Here is a 15672-nt window from a genome sequence, read left to right as displayed (position 1 = left end):
AGAAAGACTAACCAAATGGTCTTCACCAAATGAGTTAGCCTTTCTTATTTCACGCTTCTTCGTTAATTGATCCAAACAGAACCTATCGAATCGGAGATATCATTAACGATAGATCTGTCTGCCATAGTTGTGTAGTTCATCCATGACCCACTTCATTTTTTGTTTGGCGTCTTCGCTGTTTCCAATAATGCCGCCATCCCAGAAGATAAGGGCTCCATCTTTGCCGTAATCATCAATCGCGGTCCGTACGGATTGCCGAACGACATCCTCAGATGCTCCTGGTTTTGAACCAGCTCCATGTCGATCCCAACCGCCGGTGATTACCAGGCGGTTTCCGTAACGTTTTTTCATGGCCATTAACTCGTCGTTAGGCTCCGGAAGCTGGCAGATATCCACGCCAATATTTAGAAATTCCTCAATCAGATAACCTGTGTTTCCACAGCAGTGAAACTCAGCAAGGGCACCGCTTTCATGAATGGCATCGCACATGCGCTTAAAATAAGGTTTGTACATTTCATCCCACGTTTTCTTGGAGATAAATGGCCCCGTGGTGGAGGCGACATCGTCACCGAAGAACATGATATCCGGTTTGAAATATTTTTGTTCGTATTTGATCTCCTCAACAAGGAAGTCTGTGATGGCCTCAATGAACTCAATGAGCTGTTCAGGCTCCTCATGAATCGTGCATAAGGCATCGACCCAGCCCAGCATATTTGCCGGGATCAGGAAAATTCCTTCCGTATTGACCATGCTGATTTTTACTTTGTCCTCGGGAATGTTAGGAACCTTATCCTTGATCATGGCTTCCCAGTCCATTTTGGACAGATCAGGGAATTTCGCGGTTTCTCTCCATTGGGAGATATCGGTCATGGCCCTCCAGTCCTCGCTCGGCATGCGGCCGTATTCATTTTCAACCCATTTAATATTAAAAAAGTCCGGATTGGAATCTAGCCAAAATGGGGGATGAAATACCACGCTGTCTTCAATAAACGAAGGAACATACTCCGGCTTACCACCTCTGGCGGCAATCAAATAATTCTCTCTGGGGCTTAACATGCTGTAACCTCCATTATATATAGTTTATTCTTCATCAATTAGTTGTCAGCCGCCTGGAATTCAGTCAAGCGCTGGAAAATAGAGGATATCTTTTTTCGCAGCTCCTTCTGATCGACATTGAAAACGATAGCGGCCAAACCGATAGAAGCATGATTTTCTGCAGCTATCTTTCGCTGCAGGACGTCAGAGGTAATAGATAGAAATACCGTTGGCTTAGATACGGTCATTTTGGCTTTTATGTGTCCGATAATGCCGCCTTGATCATTTACCCATTGTGCCAGTTTTTGCATTTCTTCGCTGATGACTTTCTCCACCTCGTTTCCGGCAACAATATCCACCGCAAAAGATGCGGCGATAGCCCCATCCGTATTATGGATATGAATCGAAGATTCCTGCGGATTGGGCTCATACTTGCCTTCAAGAGTATAGAGAGTGTGAACGTGGTCATCCTTATGATCGTGCATATCTTACCCTCCCATAACCACATCAAAAATACGGGTGTCCATATTCTCGATAGCGACCGTTTCTATACGCTCTGCCGTCGTATTGAAGTCATCGATTGACCTCATAATATCGCGTTTTTGCTCTTCATTCACTAAGTCTGTCTTATTGAGCAGGATCACATCAGCATCCTTCAGCTGCGCTGTGAGTAACTGATACAAAGGGGTTAATATTCTTTTCCAGCGCGAAGCGTCTACCAGGACACAAATACGTGAATCAATTCCTATGTCCTGCAGTACTTGTCTGATCTGTTTAGGATAGGCGATACCGGTCGCCTCCATGATAACCCATTCAGGATTGGCCTTCTTTTGTAATTCAATCATCGTATTGGCTAAATCACCAGCCAAGGTACAACAGGCACATCCCGAAAACAATTCTTTGACTTCAAGGCCACTGGTTCGGAGCAAGCTATCGTCAATACCCACTGTACCAACTTCGTTTTCAATGATAACGACTTTTAAATCAGGGTTTGTTTGGCAGTATTTCTTTACAACATAGCGTGAAAACTGTTGGATAAAACTCGTTTTGCCGGATCCCAGAAAGCCGCCGATGATTAAAACATTCATAGCGTATCCTCACCTCTCATGGATAGTAAAAAAGTGCAGACCTTATTTCGTCGATGATTCTTGTTCGTAGTCAATAATCGTTGTACAAGTTATAAGTTTTTATAAACATCTTACTCTAAAATTCTACTTGAGTATAATTTTATTGTCAATAGGTATCTGCAATTCAATCCTTCACATCTATTTCTGAGTTTTCTGCTTCCGTAGAAAAACGAAATGCATGCAAAAAATCAATGCCTGAAAGTAAGGACATTGATTATAAATAGGTCAACCTGAATTTCTTTTCGGTTTTTAATAAGCATTCTGATAGATAGTTATCACATCTTCCACTGTTCCTTGGCGTGGGTTCGTCATGACACAAATGTCCTTTAATGCATTCAGGGAAAGTGTTTTAATATCCGGCATTTTAAATCCCATTAAGGATAACTTCGGATTGATACCGATTTTAGAACATAAGTTTTGGATTGATTCAATGATAATACTCACGGCTTGCTCCTTGTTATGCGTCATCGTTCCCATGGCTTCACACAGTTTGAGAATACGATGCTCAGGAATAGCCGGGGCATTAAACTTAAAAACATGCGGCAATAATGCAGCATTATTAAAACCATGCGTATTACTGTAAAAACCGCCTACCTGATGCGCCAGGGCATGGACATAGCCTAGCCCCGCATTATTAAAAGCCATACCCGCCATGATATTGGCATGCATCATTTTTTCTCGTGCTTCCAGATCGTTGCCGTTCTCATAAGCCCGTGGCAGGTATTCAAATGCCAGTCTGATCGCTTCCAAGGCTAAAGCATCGGTGGCTGGAAATGCTTCGGTCGAGACGAAGGCTTCGACGCCATGGGAGATAACATCAAATCCTGAACTGGCCGTAACTTCTTTGGGCATCGTCGTCATAAAAATGGGATCATTCACCGAAATAAACGGAAGCATCAGGGAAGAGGTCATGACCATTTTTACTTTGCGTGACTCATCCGTAATGATGGCGGTGTGGGTGAGTTCCGCAGCAGAACCTGCTGTGGTATTGATCGCAATCAAAGGGAGGGCAGGTTTCATAACCTTGTTATATCCTTCATAGTCAATGATTGAACCGCCATTCGCGGCAACGGCAGCAATCGCTTTGGCACAGTCATGATTGGTCCCGCCGCCAATGGAAATGATTATCTTATAATCTCTTTTAAGGACATTTAAACCATGGTGAAAATAACTCAGGCCGTCTTCGACGAAAGAAACAGTCGGATTAGGGTGCAACACCCCGTCAAATATGTCATAGGCAATAAACAGGCTCTTCAGTATTTTTTCAATATTTTCCACATAACCCAGCTTGATCATGTTTTTATCGGTAACGATCAAGGCTTTGCTTAATTTCCAGGACAACAGCTGGGTAGGTAGGTCTTTGATGGCGCCGATACCAATCAGGTTTGTTTTGGGCAGGTAAAAGTTATGCGTATTTTCCAAGACTAACACTCCTAATAGGGATACATCTTTTCCCGGCATTTACCTTCAATATAGTGATTCCATTTCAAAAAAGCCCAGGTAGCGATCGTAAACCATACAGTAAATCCGATCAGCGGCAGGATGAGCCTGTTTACAGACTGGAAAATATGGATGTCAAGCATTACGTTGTAATAAAGAAACGATGCAAAAATCCCAGCCAAAACAAATAGATAGGTCAAAGGCTTTTGCCTTGGCAGATAATAAAAATAAATAATAAAAAATGCAGTCCAGGAGATATTCGCAAAGATGTGAACGCCAATAAATCCAAATGGGCCGTAATTTATCCAAGAAAATAATCCTGTAATATACCCAAAAGTATGGACGATACTATCGCCACCCCCGCCCAGAACAATTCCAAATAAGGATAACCGCTGAATTTCCTTTCGCGGTACCATCAGGAATAATAACAGGACAAAAGTAACGGCATAAAGCGGATGAAGTAAAAACAACGGCATGAGGTTACCTTCCTTCAGATATAAGATAGCCTGAAGATAGGATAACCAAAATAAAGAAAAATATTATTCTGTTTATTCCGTTTCGCGTAAGCGCTCAACAATACTTTCCCGGGCCATCATCTTGTAGGCAAGAACCGGAATTAGCGCTGCGATGGTAAGCAGCAGGGGTGCGCATAAAAGCACCGGAAGCAATGTGAAGTGATAGGTGAAAAACCACATCTGATTGGTGATGGCCCAGACCAATCCGTAACAGACTGCGCTGCCGACGGTCAACGCAAACAGGAGTGTCATTCCGGCGTAAGAAAACCCTTCATAGATCACCATTTTTTGCAACTGCTTTCCGGTCATTCCCACACTTTGCAGCATCGCCAGTTCACGCTTGCGGCTCATAATGGAGGTCACTACGGCATTCATGAAGTTTAACACGCCGATCAATCCCAGAATAATGCTTAGCGCTCCTCCTACAACGGCAAACATGGTCTGTGTATCCTCAAACTGTTTGATGTAACTATAACGGGATTCGTAATCGAGACTCGTTTCGACATTGGTACAGTAGTCTGCGATCCACGCTTCAGCCTCCATAATGTGCGCATCATTAACATCGAATGCCGTGCAGAGCGGTTGGGTTTTGCCCAACATTTTCGTATATTCACCAGTCGGGAGCGTAAAATAAATATCAAGATAGTGACTGTGCTGCGGGCCGAGAGCGTAAGGCGGCATCCCGACGGCCAGCACCTCGTATTCCTTCTTAACACCGTTGCCGAAATCAATTGTTACCCGGTCGCCCACCTGGTAGTAGATCCCTTCTCCGGTATTGTAAAAGCTGCTGACAATAACGTAATTTCCGCTGCGGAACTTCTCCATATCCGGCTTTCCAGAACGGATAGTCAGCTTCTCCGCTGTGAATGTATCCATGCCGTAAATATGGGAGGGCAGCGTGTGTTCCTCACGCGCCATACGGACTGTTTCCTCTGCATAGGGCATCGGCAGTTCATCGCTGTATTTATCAAGTACCTTCATCGTATTCCTATAACCATTCTTATCCAGAACATGTCTGCTTTCTTTCATATATACACTGCCTATGTCCTCCAACCCGGGAAGGTGTTTGATCTTATCCGTTGCCTGCGGCGTCACTCCGTCGAGAACCTCTGTCTGCGTGAAACTGTTGCGGATCGAGGCATCGGAGATTATGAAGTCGCTGACGACGCGTTCAGAAACATATTTCTCCATATCAAAACCTTTAACAATGGTATAGGCCGCATTCAAAAGCACCAGGGACAAGGAAAGGGAAAGCAGCACAACCACCGTCTTTTTCCGGTCGCGCTGCAGCCCGGCAATAGCCATGGAAACAGGTGTGACCTTTGTAGATTTGCGGTATTTACGGGTTTTTTTCTTGCACGTTGCCGATACGCCGGTATATCGGATTGCTTCGACAGGTGAAACCCTTGCTGCCAATCGGCTTGGTCTGATGCAGCTCACCCATACCGTAAACAGGGAGAAAAGAGCCGCGCCAACAAAAATTAACGGGTTAACGGAAATCACATAGGCATCACCAAAATTAGTGCTTCTCATAACAGCCGGCATAATCACTTTGCCGCAAAGCCATCCCAAAATCAGACCGAAAGGAATACCCAATAGGCAGAGTAAAAATGCCTGCCGTCTGACAATGTGTTTGATTTGTCGTCCGGTAGTCCCTATGGTCTTTAATAGCCCATAAAACCGGATATCACGAGAAACGGAAATGGTAAAAATATTGTAGATAATGAGATACCCTGAAAGCAATACTAACAGGAGAAAACCTGCAATTGCAAGGATCATTTGGGCATCCACCGTAGCCGAAGCATACGCCCAGTTAACGCCCGAGTTGACATACTGCGGATCAAAGCCACAGCGTGCCATCAATGCCGATACCTGCCCGTCAATATCCCAGGAAGTGGCGAACCAAAACGAGGGGTTGATGGACCCTGCCAAATAGGACATATCCGCATTGGGATTCTCATAGACAGGTATCGTAATGACCGGTGCAACCGCATCGCAGTATTCTCGCGACAGATATACCTGATTGGCTGCCAATGCCTTGTCCTGCTCCCAGAAACCGCTAAGGGTAAATGTTTGGCTGTAGTACACACCGTTTGCCGTAAATTCCAACGGTACCTGTGCTCCGAGCTGATGAAGAACTCCTAGGGCGTCCAGCACATCCGTGCTGGCAGCAACTTCATGTCTTTCCTCGGGTAAACTGCCTGTGGTAGGTATAGAATATGACCACTCCGCAGCCTTGGCCTCCGTCCAGCGGATCTCCGTATGTATTTTATTCAATTCCGGATTTTCTCCGAAGCCGATCAATATGTTATAAGAGATATCCTTGATTTTCGGATCCTTGCAAACACTATCGTATTGCTGCTGCGTCAGAAATTTGAATCCTGCATGGGCGCGGGTGCCTACCTGCCGCATGGTATTCTCCTGAAGCGTGTCCATTATGCTGCCGCCGATCGTGAACAGGGCTGTGAACAGAACCGTAGTTAAAATGATGGCAATAACCGCCACACTGTTCCTCAGACGGCTGGCTCTCAAGCTTTTATCCGATAGATTGCGGATCGCTTTTTTATTCTTCACTCTGATCATACGCGTCCACCGCCCATGATTTTTCCGTCCTCAATGCGGACGATGCGGTCGGCAAGCTGCGCGATCTCAATATTATGCGTGATCATTACAACGGTCTGTCTGAACTTCTCGCTTGTCACTTTGAGGAGCCCGAGCACATCCTGGCTTGTTTTGCTGTCTAAATTGCCGGTGGGCTCGTCGGCCAGGATAATAGCCGGTTTTGAAGCCATCGCCCTGGCTATGGCAACGCGCTGCTGCTGGCCTCCGGAGAGGTTGTTAGGTAGATTGTTCAGTTTGCTGTTCAGACCTAAGGTTTCGATAATCTGACTAACATACTCCTGATCCGGTTCATTTCCGTCCAGCTGAACAGGCAGGACAATATTTTCGTAAACATTTAATACCGGAACGAGATTGTAGTTCTGGAATACAAAGCCAATTTTCCGCCGTCGGAAAATTGTCAGTTCCTCGTCCTTCAGCAAAAAGATTTCTTTGCCGTCAACAATTACAGTACCGCTTGTAGGCCGATCAAGACCGCCAAGCATATGCAGCAGTGTAGATTTTCCGCTGCCCGAAGTTCCAACAACCGCAACAAATTCCGACTTCTCAACCTGCAAATCGATACCATCCAGCGCATGGACTGCGGTCTCACCGCTTCGATAATATTTTCTTAAGCTTTTTGTCTCCAATATTGGCATTTATATTCCTCCATAAAAAAATCTGTATTGCCGTTTACAATACAGACTATACCATATCAATCTTTCCACATTCTTTCTGCAATCTAACAATTTTGAAAGATTTAAACCATCGGTAAGAAAACCGAAAACGTTGAACCGCTGCCCGGTGTTGATGACACCCTTATATAACCGCCTTCCGCAGAAACGATTTCTCTGGCCAGATAAAGGCCGATACCGACACCTTCCTGATTGGATACGGCAGTCGAACGGTAAAACCGGATGAATATTTTGCTGTGTTCCTCTTCTTCTATGCCGATTCCGTTATCTGTAACATCGATACGGCAGAAAAGTTCATAGGCTGCAGCTTTTACCGTGATGGCGCCACCACAATCCGTGTATTTCACCGCATTGTCCAGAATATTATACAACGCTTCGGTAGTCCATTTTAAATCAAAGCCAGCCTGAATTTCGGTATTTTCAACGGAAACAGATATTCCTTTTTCATCTGCCTTCGGAATAATCTGTTGAACCGCCTGTTCAATCAGGCGCTGTACGTTTTCCTGCTTTGGCAATACTGAGATGATACCTGTCTCAAGCCGCGACGCCTTGACAAGAGAACTAATCAGAAAGTTCAGTTTCTCGGCCTGCGCGGATAAAGCCTTCACGCATACGGCGCAATCCTCCGGAAGGTGTTTCTCGTTTAACAGTTGTGAGTATAGAAGGATGTTGGCGATAGGCGTTTTGGTTTGGTGGGATATATCTGAAATCAGGCTTTTGATTTTATTCCGTTCTTCAGTCAGGTTTTTGGATGATACGGTGCAAATGGACATAAACCGGGCCATTTTTGCTTCTACTGCCGACAATTCGGATTCATCAAATATACTTTCTGAGAAGTCTCCGCTGATCGCTTTGTCAAGAATAGTCCCCAGCTTTTCAATTGTACGCCGGGTTCTTCTGCGATAAAAGAGAATGGCCATCGTGCCAATCAACACTACAGCCACTGCAACGAGGATACACATCACGACCAGTTGATCCATCACTTCACCGCCCATGTATAGCCGATTCCATACACTGTTTTAATATATTTTGGTTCAGAAGGTTTATCCTCCAGCTTATCGCGCAGCCGTTTGATCGATACGGAAAGGGCGTTTTCATCCACATACTCCGTTCCATCGCTCCAAATGGTATCAGCAAGCTTTGTTCTGGTAAGCGTATTACCCCTGTTCGCGATCAATATGCGCAAAAGCTTTTGCTCGGTTTTACTGAGTTCGATTGGAATACCGTTTTTGGAAAACTCCATTTTATCAAAAGCAAACTGAAAACAGTCGATGCTGATGATTTCGGCAGGTGCAAAATTTCCTTTCCTTAGCCGTGCGTGCACCCTGGCGCGCAAAATCATCAAGCTGAAAGGTTTGGTAATATAATCGTCTGCTCCCAGTTCCAGTCCGGTAACGACATCCGTTTCCATATCGTTGGCTGTCAGTATGATTACCGGAACGGCGGATGATCTGCGCAGCTCTCTGAGAAAATCCAAGCCGTTTCCATCAGGCAGATTAATGTCCAAAATAATCAGATCAATCGGTATTTCCTTCATGCACTTTTTTGCCAGACACAGTTCTTGGGCTTGAACAAACGAAAAATCATTATCTTGCAAAGCCAGTGCAATTCCATTGCTTAAGGCCATATCATCTTCAATAATCAGAATCTTTTTAATCGCATACACCCCCTGCTCATTCATGCAAAGACGTTGCAGGATATCTCGTTAACGGGCCATAAATAGATATACATGTAATTTCGGGTTAAACCGACAAATCCCTTCTTGACGACACCCGTCTTTCTGTTTAGCATCAACTTTCCAAGTAAAAATGTTAAAACTCTGGCAATATACCAGAGTTGAATTTATATTTTTCTTTTTCCTCGCGTTCGAATCCCACCTTCTATTATGAAACGCCATCTTCCGATGGCGTCTTATTTCTGGCGGAGAAGGTGGGATTCGAACCCACGGTACCTTTGCAGGTACGCCGCATTTCGAGTCTGTCGTCTTATTATAACATTCGTGGAAGATGATGTACAGTGATGGAATTTAGGGAGCCCCCAAAACCCTTATAGACAAGGGTTTTGGGGGCTCCCTATTTGTTTTTCCCTGAAACTTAGCGGGTTCCAATCGTCACCCGTTTTTGCGGAATTTTATGCACGTTAGACAGACATAGGACGGACATCATTAAAAAACACTTTAAAAGAATAGCATCACCTACCATTGACAAAAAAACTGGATTACTCCGGGAGGATGCTATGAAAAAAGGAAAATACGAATATTTACGGGAGCAGTATCCCGAATATGTCAGTGAAAGTCAACTGTATAAAATTTGTCATATTGCGAAACGGAGCGCCAAATATCTTTTGGATAATGGCATAATCCCTTGCGAGAATAATGGGAAAAAGACACGGAAATACAGGATTGCGTTAAATGACATAATTGTTTATTTAGAAAAGCGCGATAAGACGCTTAACAGTATGATACCACGGGGATGTGTTAACTCTCGGAGCAAAACACCTAACCCCGCAAGAGCTTCATTATCGGCCATACTCTCTCCTGGATCAGAAAGCGAGCTTAGAAGTTACTTTGAATATATCTACGCCGATTATCCTGATGTCGTAAGCTCACATGATGTTTCCGAGATGACGGGATTAAACCATAATACCGTATTGAAGCTATTGCAAAAGAAAGAAATCCAATCCCTGATTGTTGGTACAAAATATAAAATCCCAAAACAGTTTGTTCTGGCTTTCGTTCTAAGTCCCCGCTTTATAAATATAAAAAGTAATTCGGCTAGTTTTAATAAATAGCCTCTCGGAATAAAAAGGGATGAACTGGATTAGAAGCAAAAAAACAACTGGAAATTCAATCTGAAGGAAGTGATCCAAAGGGATCTGAGACTCAATTCTAAAAAAGAGCATGCCAAATAAACCTAACCGACTATTAAAAAAACGGCCATTAGGCAACCGGATTGAAAATGAGATATTTGAGGTTCTTTAACTCATCATAACGATGAGCATACCAAGCATCGATGTGCTGGCACATCATAATGCCGTAAATGCGTAGGTACCACATCATCGTAGAGCGATGGCGACCAGATTCCAGCCTGTAGTCGATTTTCTCGCGTTTATTGGTTCTCTCAGAAGACGTTCGCCGCTTGTAAGTGAGCTTCCACTTCTCTGAATTCCGGGGAGTTTGTGGGAACAGCCGGGGATTGTCAGTGCAACGTGTATGAAAGGTTCTTCCGTATTTGGCAGTTGAACAAGGTTTTGGACAGGTATAAGTGGTTCGCCGCTTCATCGTCGGACAGATCCATTTCTGACGTTTCTGAGAATGGTCTAGCCCATAGGGCTTCATTGCCTTCCCACTCGGACAAATGGGGATGCCCTGCGAAGAAATCAAGATATCGCTTTGGGTGTTCGAATTTTTGGTACTCCGGTCATTGAGATCAATAAACGGTTCGATCTTCTGATGGAGTAACAGATCATAAATGGGCCCCGCATCATGAGCGGCATCAAGCAACATTTTATCGACTACCATGCCCAAGGAGAACCGTTGCGCAAATTCAACCGAACTTAAGACGAAACTGACCGCATCGTGCCGGGAAGCAGGATGCAGGCGGGGATACAACGGCAAATCAAACGGACTGTTGGCTGCCGTGAGTGTGTAAAGGTGGTAACCATTGAAGAAACGCTCTCGTGAGCTGTCCCATCCTGAGTTGCAGTCGGGTTGGGAATACAAGCGAGGATGGTTGCATTTCGCAAGGCCTTGGGCATGACAAAGACAGGTGGATTTGCTGCGAGGGTAGGCTTGAGTCACCACAGGAGTCCCATCAGCGGCTACCGTGAGAGAATCCTTAGAGCCAAGCAAGCCCAAATGATGGGAAACCGCAAGGAACTGGGACTGAAAGAAATCAAACAAACGGTCCATGGGTAGGACCTTGCGACGATCCTGATGCTCGATCATCCAACGGACTAAGCGTTCCACCCGTTTGGGAGTCGTGGAAGGAGCTTTCTCCCCCTTCTTTTTACCCTTCTTAAGTTTGCGGGAGCGTTTTTGTAGACGAGGTTTCAGGTTATTGCCCGCAGTCGCCCAAAAGCGTTTAAAGAAATCGTAAAACGTGCCGACACCGGGAACATCGCCCGGTTCAAACCCGCTAAGGATGGCATAGAGAGGAACCCGGTACAGAAGATCTACCCATTGAGTGATGCCTTTTTCCGGATGAGTGAGGAGAAAAAGCAGGTAGGAGCGAAGCATAGCCGAAGGGTCGCGAGGTTGAGGGCCTCTCAGGCTGTAAGAATCCAAAAGGGTAGCTGAAATACCGGATAAATCGGTGATCCAAAGCTTGGCGATAACAGGCCAATCGTTAGAAACTAAGGTTAAAATACCGCCGGAATAATGGCGTTGAAGTTGATCCATGACAAAAGCTTGATAGACATCATGCGGAGAGACAGTAGGCTTCAAAACAACCACCCCAGATAATAAGGTAAGGAAATAACTCCTTTCGCGCTGATTATTGGGGTCATTTTGAAAAGTCAAGTGTTTTCGGCCTAAAATACGAAAATATTTTATGGATCGATTTCCAATTGGGGACTCAAAAAAGAAATCCCCCTACCGAAAAGGTAGGAGGAAATCGATATTGATGGTTCAAGCAAATCCTTGTGCCATCGACCTCGGCGAATGCCGAGAGGCTATATCTTGGACAAGGAGGATATCCAACAATCATTCCTGTTGCTAAATGAATCACTTCAGCACCGTTTTTTATCATTTCCTGAGGAACGTACTCTATATTACCACCAGGACATCCTCCACAATATGAATAGCCGACAAGTTCCAGCTCTTCATCCTTTGGATATAATGAAAATCCTCCGGTATGTTCTTTTAAGGACCGCAAACACTTCCCACCGCCGCAATTCTGATAACGGCCGCAAATAATAATCCCAATCTTTTTCATCCTGACACCCCTTGCATGGAATACCAATCTTTCAAGATAGTATCTTTAATTGGCTCCCTGTAGATAAATATTTGATTTTTTCTCTCATAATTTCTTTTAAACTTTGATAGGGCTCAATACCAGTACAATGGCAAGTATAGCAAAATGATCCTGTATCCTTGAGGTATAACCCTATTAGATTAATTAAGGCCGGATCTTCATGCTTGTCTGCCGAACGGCTGTATAAATGAAAGCCTCCGATAACATAGTGCGGAGGACTATGTTTTATCTCGATCATATGATCAATAATATTTACGATTCCGTTATGAGCGCATCCTGCTACCAGCAATGTCTTCCCACCTTCGCTGATAATCAGGTTCTGCTCGTGACTAAAATCATCCTGCACAAGCATACCACCCGACTCCATTAATAGATCCTGATTGCCTGACGAAATAAGTTTTCTGCCTTTGATGTTGGAAAACAATTCAAGTTCTTGATCGATAATGAAATGCTCCCCGGCAAAAATCAAGCGTTCACTCTGCATCAGCGCTTCATCTAGGCCTATATAAACTTTTTCTCCGCCCTGTCTGCTCGCATAGTGTTTAGCAAATGCTTGCCGGTTTACATATATTTTTGCCTTGGCGTTTACATTCAAAAAAGTTTTAAGCCCGCCCCCGTGGTCATAATGGCCGTGGGATATTACAACCAGGTCAACCTCCGAAATATCAACCCCCAACTTTTTAGCATTTTCTGCAAACAAAGAGCTTGCCCCCAAATCAAACAGGAGTTTATGATTTAGAGTCTCAATGTACAAGCAGAGTCCATGTTCATTTTTGTACTCTTCAGAAACTGATGTATTTTCTACCAGTGCTTTTATGATCATTTGTTCAACCTTTGCCTCTCCTAGAATAAGTATTCTGCTGATGCCGGCAACAATGCTTGCTCCAAAAAACACTACGCATAAGTTATAGTCATATGCCCAATATTTATTGTATATTTGTTAAGAACATATGTCAATTACAGCCTCACTCAGCTTAACATTCATTTTAGCAAGCTTATCTTCGTCACGTTTACTGTGACTTCCTAGGTAATCAAAAACTTTCTTATAGTCCTTGCCGACCAAATTTACTACAAAACATCCCGATTCCTTAATCATTTTATAAGAATACCGGGAAGGAACAATTCCTACCATCACCATGGGAGGATCATAACTGCAATTACAGCAATAAGCAACTGCAAGAGCGTTGTTTTCTCCATTTACCCCCCTGCAGGAACTTTACTATCTATCTGTCTTGCTACCTGAATCATAATGGCACATTCGATTCTCTTTTTCTGCAAAGTACAGGCAATATCATTGGGTTGGGCAATATCTCCGTTAGAATACCAGGCATTGGCATGACAACCGCCTGCACATAACAATTTGGCCCAGCAGTCCCTGCATTTTTCTTTACTTAGAATATTATTGCCTTTAAAGCTATTACAAAGCAGCACATTGTTAATCCCATTATATATATCGCCCACGACAAACCCCTCTTGACCCACAAATTGGTGACACGGATAAAGATAACCCTCCGGCGACACCGCAAAATATTCAAATCCTGCCCCACAGGCTGCAACTCTTTTATAGATGCAAGGGCCTTTATATAAATCCACATTAAAATGATAAAAGCGAATATCTTTTCCTTCACGCAGGCATTTTAAATATTCTACTGCAAATTCTTCATATTCTCGAAGTATCTCCGGGCTATCCGATTCCTTGATAAAAAATTTGTTTTCTGAGCCAACAACCGGCTCAATCGATATTTCTTTAAAGCCAAGATCAGCCAGATGCATTACATCTTTTGAAAAATCCTTATTTTTGGCGGTATAAGTTCCCCTGATAAAATAACTCTTTCCTTTTCTTCCGGCAACGAGTTCCTGAGCAAGAGGAACAATCCTGTCATAGCTTCCTCTTCCGGCTTTATCATAGCGGATAGCATCATGAACTTCCTTTCTCCCATCAAGACTAATCACGACATTATCCATCTGCTCATTGATAAATTCGATTTTATACTTATCCAGCAAAGTCCCATTCGTTGTAATCGTAAAATGAAATTTCTTATCGCTTTTATTTTCGATTTGCCTTCCATAAACGACAGCCTTCTCAACTACTTCAAAATTCATCAGGGGTTCACCCCCGAAGAAATCAATTTCGATATGCTGCCTTTCTCCGGAGTTTTCAACTAAGAAATCTACAGCTTTTAACGCCACTTCCCCGGACATTAGCTTCCGTCCGCTACGATAATCTCCCTTGGAAGCAAAACAGTATTCGCAATTCAGGTTGCAGTCATGGGAAACATGAAGACAAAGCGCCTTCATCCCGTCGGTATTCTTCTTCGTTGCTATGGCCTCAGAAATGATTTCATCAGAACTAAAAAGAAGGTTCTGTTCTTTTAGGATCATTATTTCATTGTAGGCTTCAACAATATCTTCTGCTGAATAATCTACACCCGAAAGATCAAGAATTTCATCAAGCGGGGTAAATTTCTCCATATTCTTAAGAATATTATTACTTATATTATCAAGCACATGCACGCTGCCACTGTTACCGTCAACCGCTATATTGCAGCCATTCATTGTAAATACATGAATCATTTTCTATCGCTTTCCTTTGCCTTTAATCTATAAATGGTTTTCTCAACTAACATTCTTCTTTAAACTTGTTATTAAAAATGTCTAATAATAATTATGGGCTTTTGCCCATATCTAAAAACAATCAAATAGTAGCACTGTTTCGGGTAAATGTAAACAATCAACCTCTAAATTTACTGGCTCAGTTTTTCCTTATAAAATAATTTTTGTCATCATAACTACGCTTATATATGCCTAATCATTTTGTCAATAAACAAAGTTCCCTCCAAATGATCGATCTCGTGACAAAATACACATGCAGCAAACCGGTTCCGTCCAAATTTACTTCATCGCCTTTTTGATCAAGCGCCCTGACTAGAACCTTTTGTGGACGGTTGACTTCGCCATAAACTCCGGGTACACTCAAGCATCCCTCGATTTCTTGTTGTTCGCCACTCATTTCAACAATTTCCGGATTTATTAATTTTATAATTCCTTCCCCTATATCGATAACGATCATTCTCTTAAGAACACCAATTTGAGGAGCTGCCAGACCAATCCCTTTGGCATGGTACATCGTTTCAGCCATATCGTCCAGCAAGGCTACTATTTTATCATCGATCTTCTCTACTTTTTTTGATTTCTTTCTGAGAATATCATCAGTTCGATAATCCATCACATTACGTAAAGCCATATTTACCATCCTCATCACAAAATAATATAGAAAAGTAGGCAGAGA

14 protein-coding genes and 2 pseudogenes are annotated in these 15672 nt (G+C 43.4%); 1 reads left to right on the top strand and 15 read right to left on the bottom strand.

The window, feature by feature from the left end:
• Nucleotides 1-102 precede the first annotated feature (102 nt).
• From LPY66_RS02075 to LPY66_RS02035, 9 genes are all read right to left on the bottom strand, one after another.
• Nucleotides 103-1056 (bottom strand): uroporphyrinogen decarboxylase family protein, encoded by a 954-nt coding sequence (locus LPY66_RS02075; RefSeq protein ID WP_337986475.1) that lies wholly within the window; start codon nucleotides 1054-1056, stop codon nucleotides 103-105.
• 38 nt (nucleotides 1057-1094) lie between these two features.
• Nucleotides 1095-1520 (bottom strand): hypothetical protein, encoded by a 426-nt coding sequence (locus LPY66_RS02070; RefSeq protein ID WP_337986474.1) that lies wholly within the window; start codon nucleotides 1518-1520, stop codon nucleotides 1095-1097.
• A gap of 3 nt (nucleotides 1521-1523) precedes the next feature.
• The gene (locus tag LPY66_RS02065; protein ID WP_337986473.1) at nucleotides 1524-2123 is read right to left on the bottom strand and encodes a GTP-binding protein; all 600 of its coding nucleotides are present in this window, start codon (nucleotides 2121-2123) and stop codon (nucleotides 1524-1526) included.
• 288 nt (nucleotides 2124-2411) lie between these two features.
• Nucleotides 2412-3584 (bottom strand): iron-containing alcohol dehydrogenase, encoded by a 1173-nt coding sequence (locus LPY66_RS02060; RefSeq protein ID WP_337986472.1) that lies wholly within the window; start codon nucleotides 3582-3584, stop codon nucleotides 2412-2414.
• 11 nt (nucleotides 3585-3595) lie between these two features.
• A complete protein-coding gene (locus LPY66_RS02055; RefSeq protein ID WP_337986471.1) occupies nucleotides 3596-4078 on the bottom strand; it encodes a hypothetical protein in 483 nt (160 codons plus the stop codon).
• A gap of 72 nt (nucleotides 4079-4150) precedes the next feature.
• The gene (locus LPY66_RS02050) at nucleotides 4151-6700 is read right to left on the bottom strand and encodes an ABC transporter permease (RefSeq protein ID WP_337986470.1); all 2550 of its coding nucleotides are present in this window, start codon (nucleotides 6698-6700) and stop codon (nucleotides 4151-4153) included.
• Nucleotides 6697-7374: an ABC transporter ATP-binding protein gene (locus LPY66_RS02045; protein ID WP_337986469.1), complete on the bottom strand. Its 678-nt coding sequence runs from the start codon at nucleotides 7372-7374 to the stop codon at nucleotides 6697-6699. The genes LPY66_RS02050 and LPY66_RS02045 overlap by 4 nt, the downstream gene beginning before the upstream one ends.
• A 101-nt stretch (nucleotides 7375-7475) precedes the next feature.
• Entirely contained in the window at nucleotides 7476-8390 is a 915-nt protein-coding gene (locus LPY66_RS02040) for a sensor histidine kinase (RefSeq protein ID WP_337986468.1), read from the bottom strand.
• Complete coding sequence (locus tag LPY66_RS02035; RefSeq protein WP_337986467.1) at nucleotides 8390-9091, bottom strand: response regulator transcription factor; 702 nt, start codon at nucleotides 9089-9091, stop codon at nucleotides 8390-8392. The genes LPY66_RS02040 and LPY66_RS02035 overlap by 1 nt, the downstream gene beginning before the upstream one ends.
• A 554-nt stretch (nucleotides 9092-9645) precedes the next feature.
• Between LPY66_RS02035 and LPY66_RS02030 the strand changes: the two genes are divergently transcribed.
• The gene (locus LPY66_RS02030) at nucleotides 9646-10200 is read left to right on the top strand and encodes a hypothetical protein (protein WP_337986466.1); all 555 of its coding nucleotides are present in this window, start codon (nucleotides 9646-9648) and stop codon (nucleotides 10198-10200) included.
• Between the two features lie 148 nt (nucleotides 10201-10348).
• On the opposite strand, the gene LPY66_RS02025 is transcribed toward LPY66_RS02030, so the two are convergent.
• From LPY66_RS02025 to def, 6 genes and pseudogenes are all read right to left on the bottom strand, one after another.
• Nucleotides 10349-11929 (bottom strand): hypothetical protein, encoded by a 1581-nt coding sequence (locus LPY66_RS02025; protein WP_337986465.1) that lies wholly within the window; start codon nucleotides 11927-11929, stop codon nucleotides 10349-10351.
• 55 nt (nucleotides 11930-11984) lie between these two features.
• Nucleotides 11985-12344, bottom strand: coding sequence for a CGGC domain-containing protein (locus LPY66_RS02020; RefSeq protein WP_337986464.1), 360 nt, complete (start codon nucleotides 12342-12344; stop codon nucleotides 11985-11987).
• Between the two features lie 31 nt (nucleotides 12345-12375).
• Nucleotides 12376-13278 (bottom strand): MBL fold metallo-hydrolase, encoded by a 903-nt coding sequence (locus LPY66_RS02015; RefSeq protein ID WP_337986463.1) that lies wholly within the window; start codon nucleotides 13276-13278, stop codon nucleotides 12376-12378.
• Between the two features lie 45 nt (nucleotides 13279-13323).
• Nucleotides 13324-13569 (bottom strand): annotated as a pseudogene (locus tag LPY66_RS02010) (flavin reductase family protein); the annotation flags it as partial.
• An 11-nt stretch (nucleotides 13570-13580) separates the two neighbouring features.
• Entirely contained in the window at nucleotides 13581-14957 is a 1377-nt protein-coding gene (scfB, locus tag LPY66_RS02005) for a thioether cross-link-forming SCIFF peptide maturase (RefSeq protein WP_337986462.1), read from the bottom strand.
• Between the two features lie 221 nt (nucleotides 14958-15178).
• Nucleotides 15179-15627: pseudogene (def, locus tag LPY66_RS02000) on the bottom strand (peptide deformylase).
• Nucleotides 15628-15672 lie beyond the last annotated feature (45 nt).

The organism is Dehalobacter sp. DCM, assembly GCF_024972775.1.
In the GTDB taxonomy this organism is placed as follows: Bacteria; Bacillota; Desulfitobacteriia; order Desulfitobacteriales; family Syntrophobotulaceae; genus Dehalobacter.
Note: the sequence above shows the minus strand (reverse complement) of the source record. Positions and strands in the feature narration are given on the sequence as shown.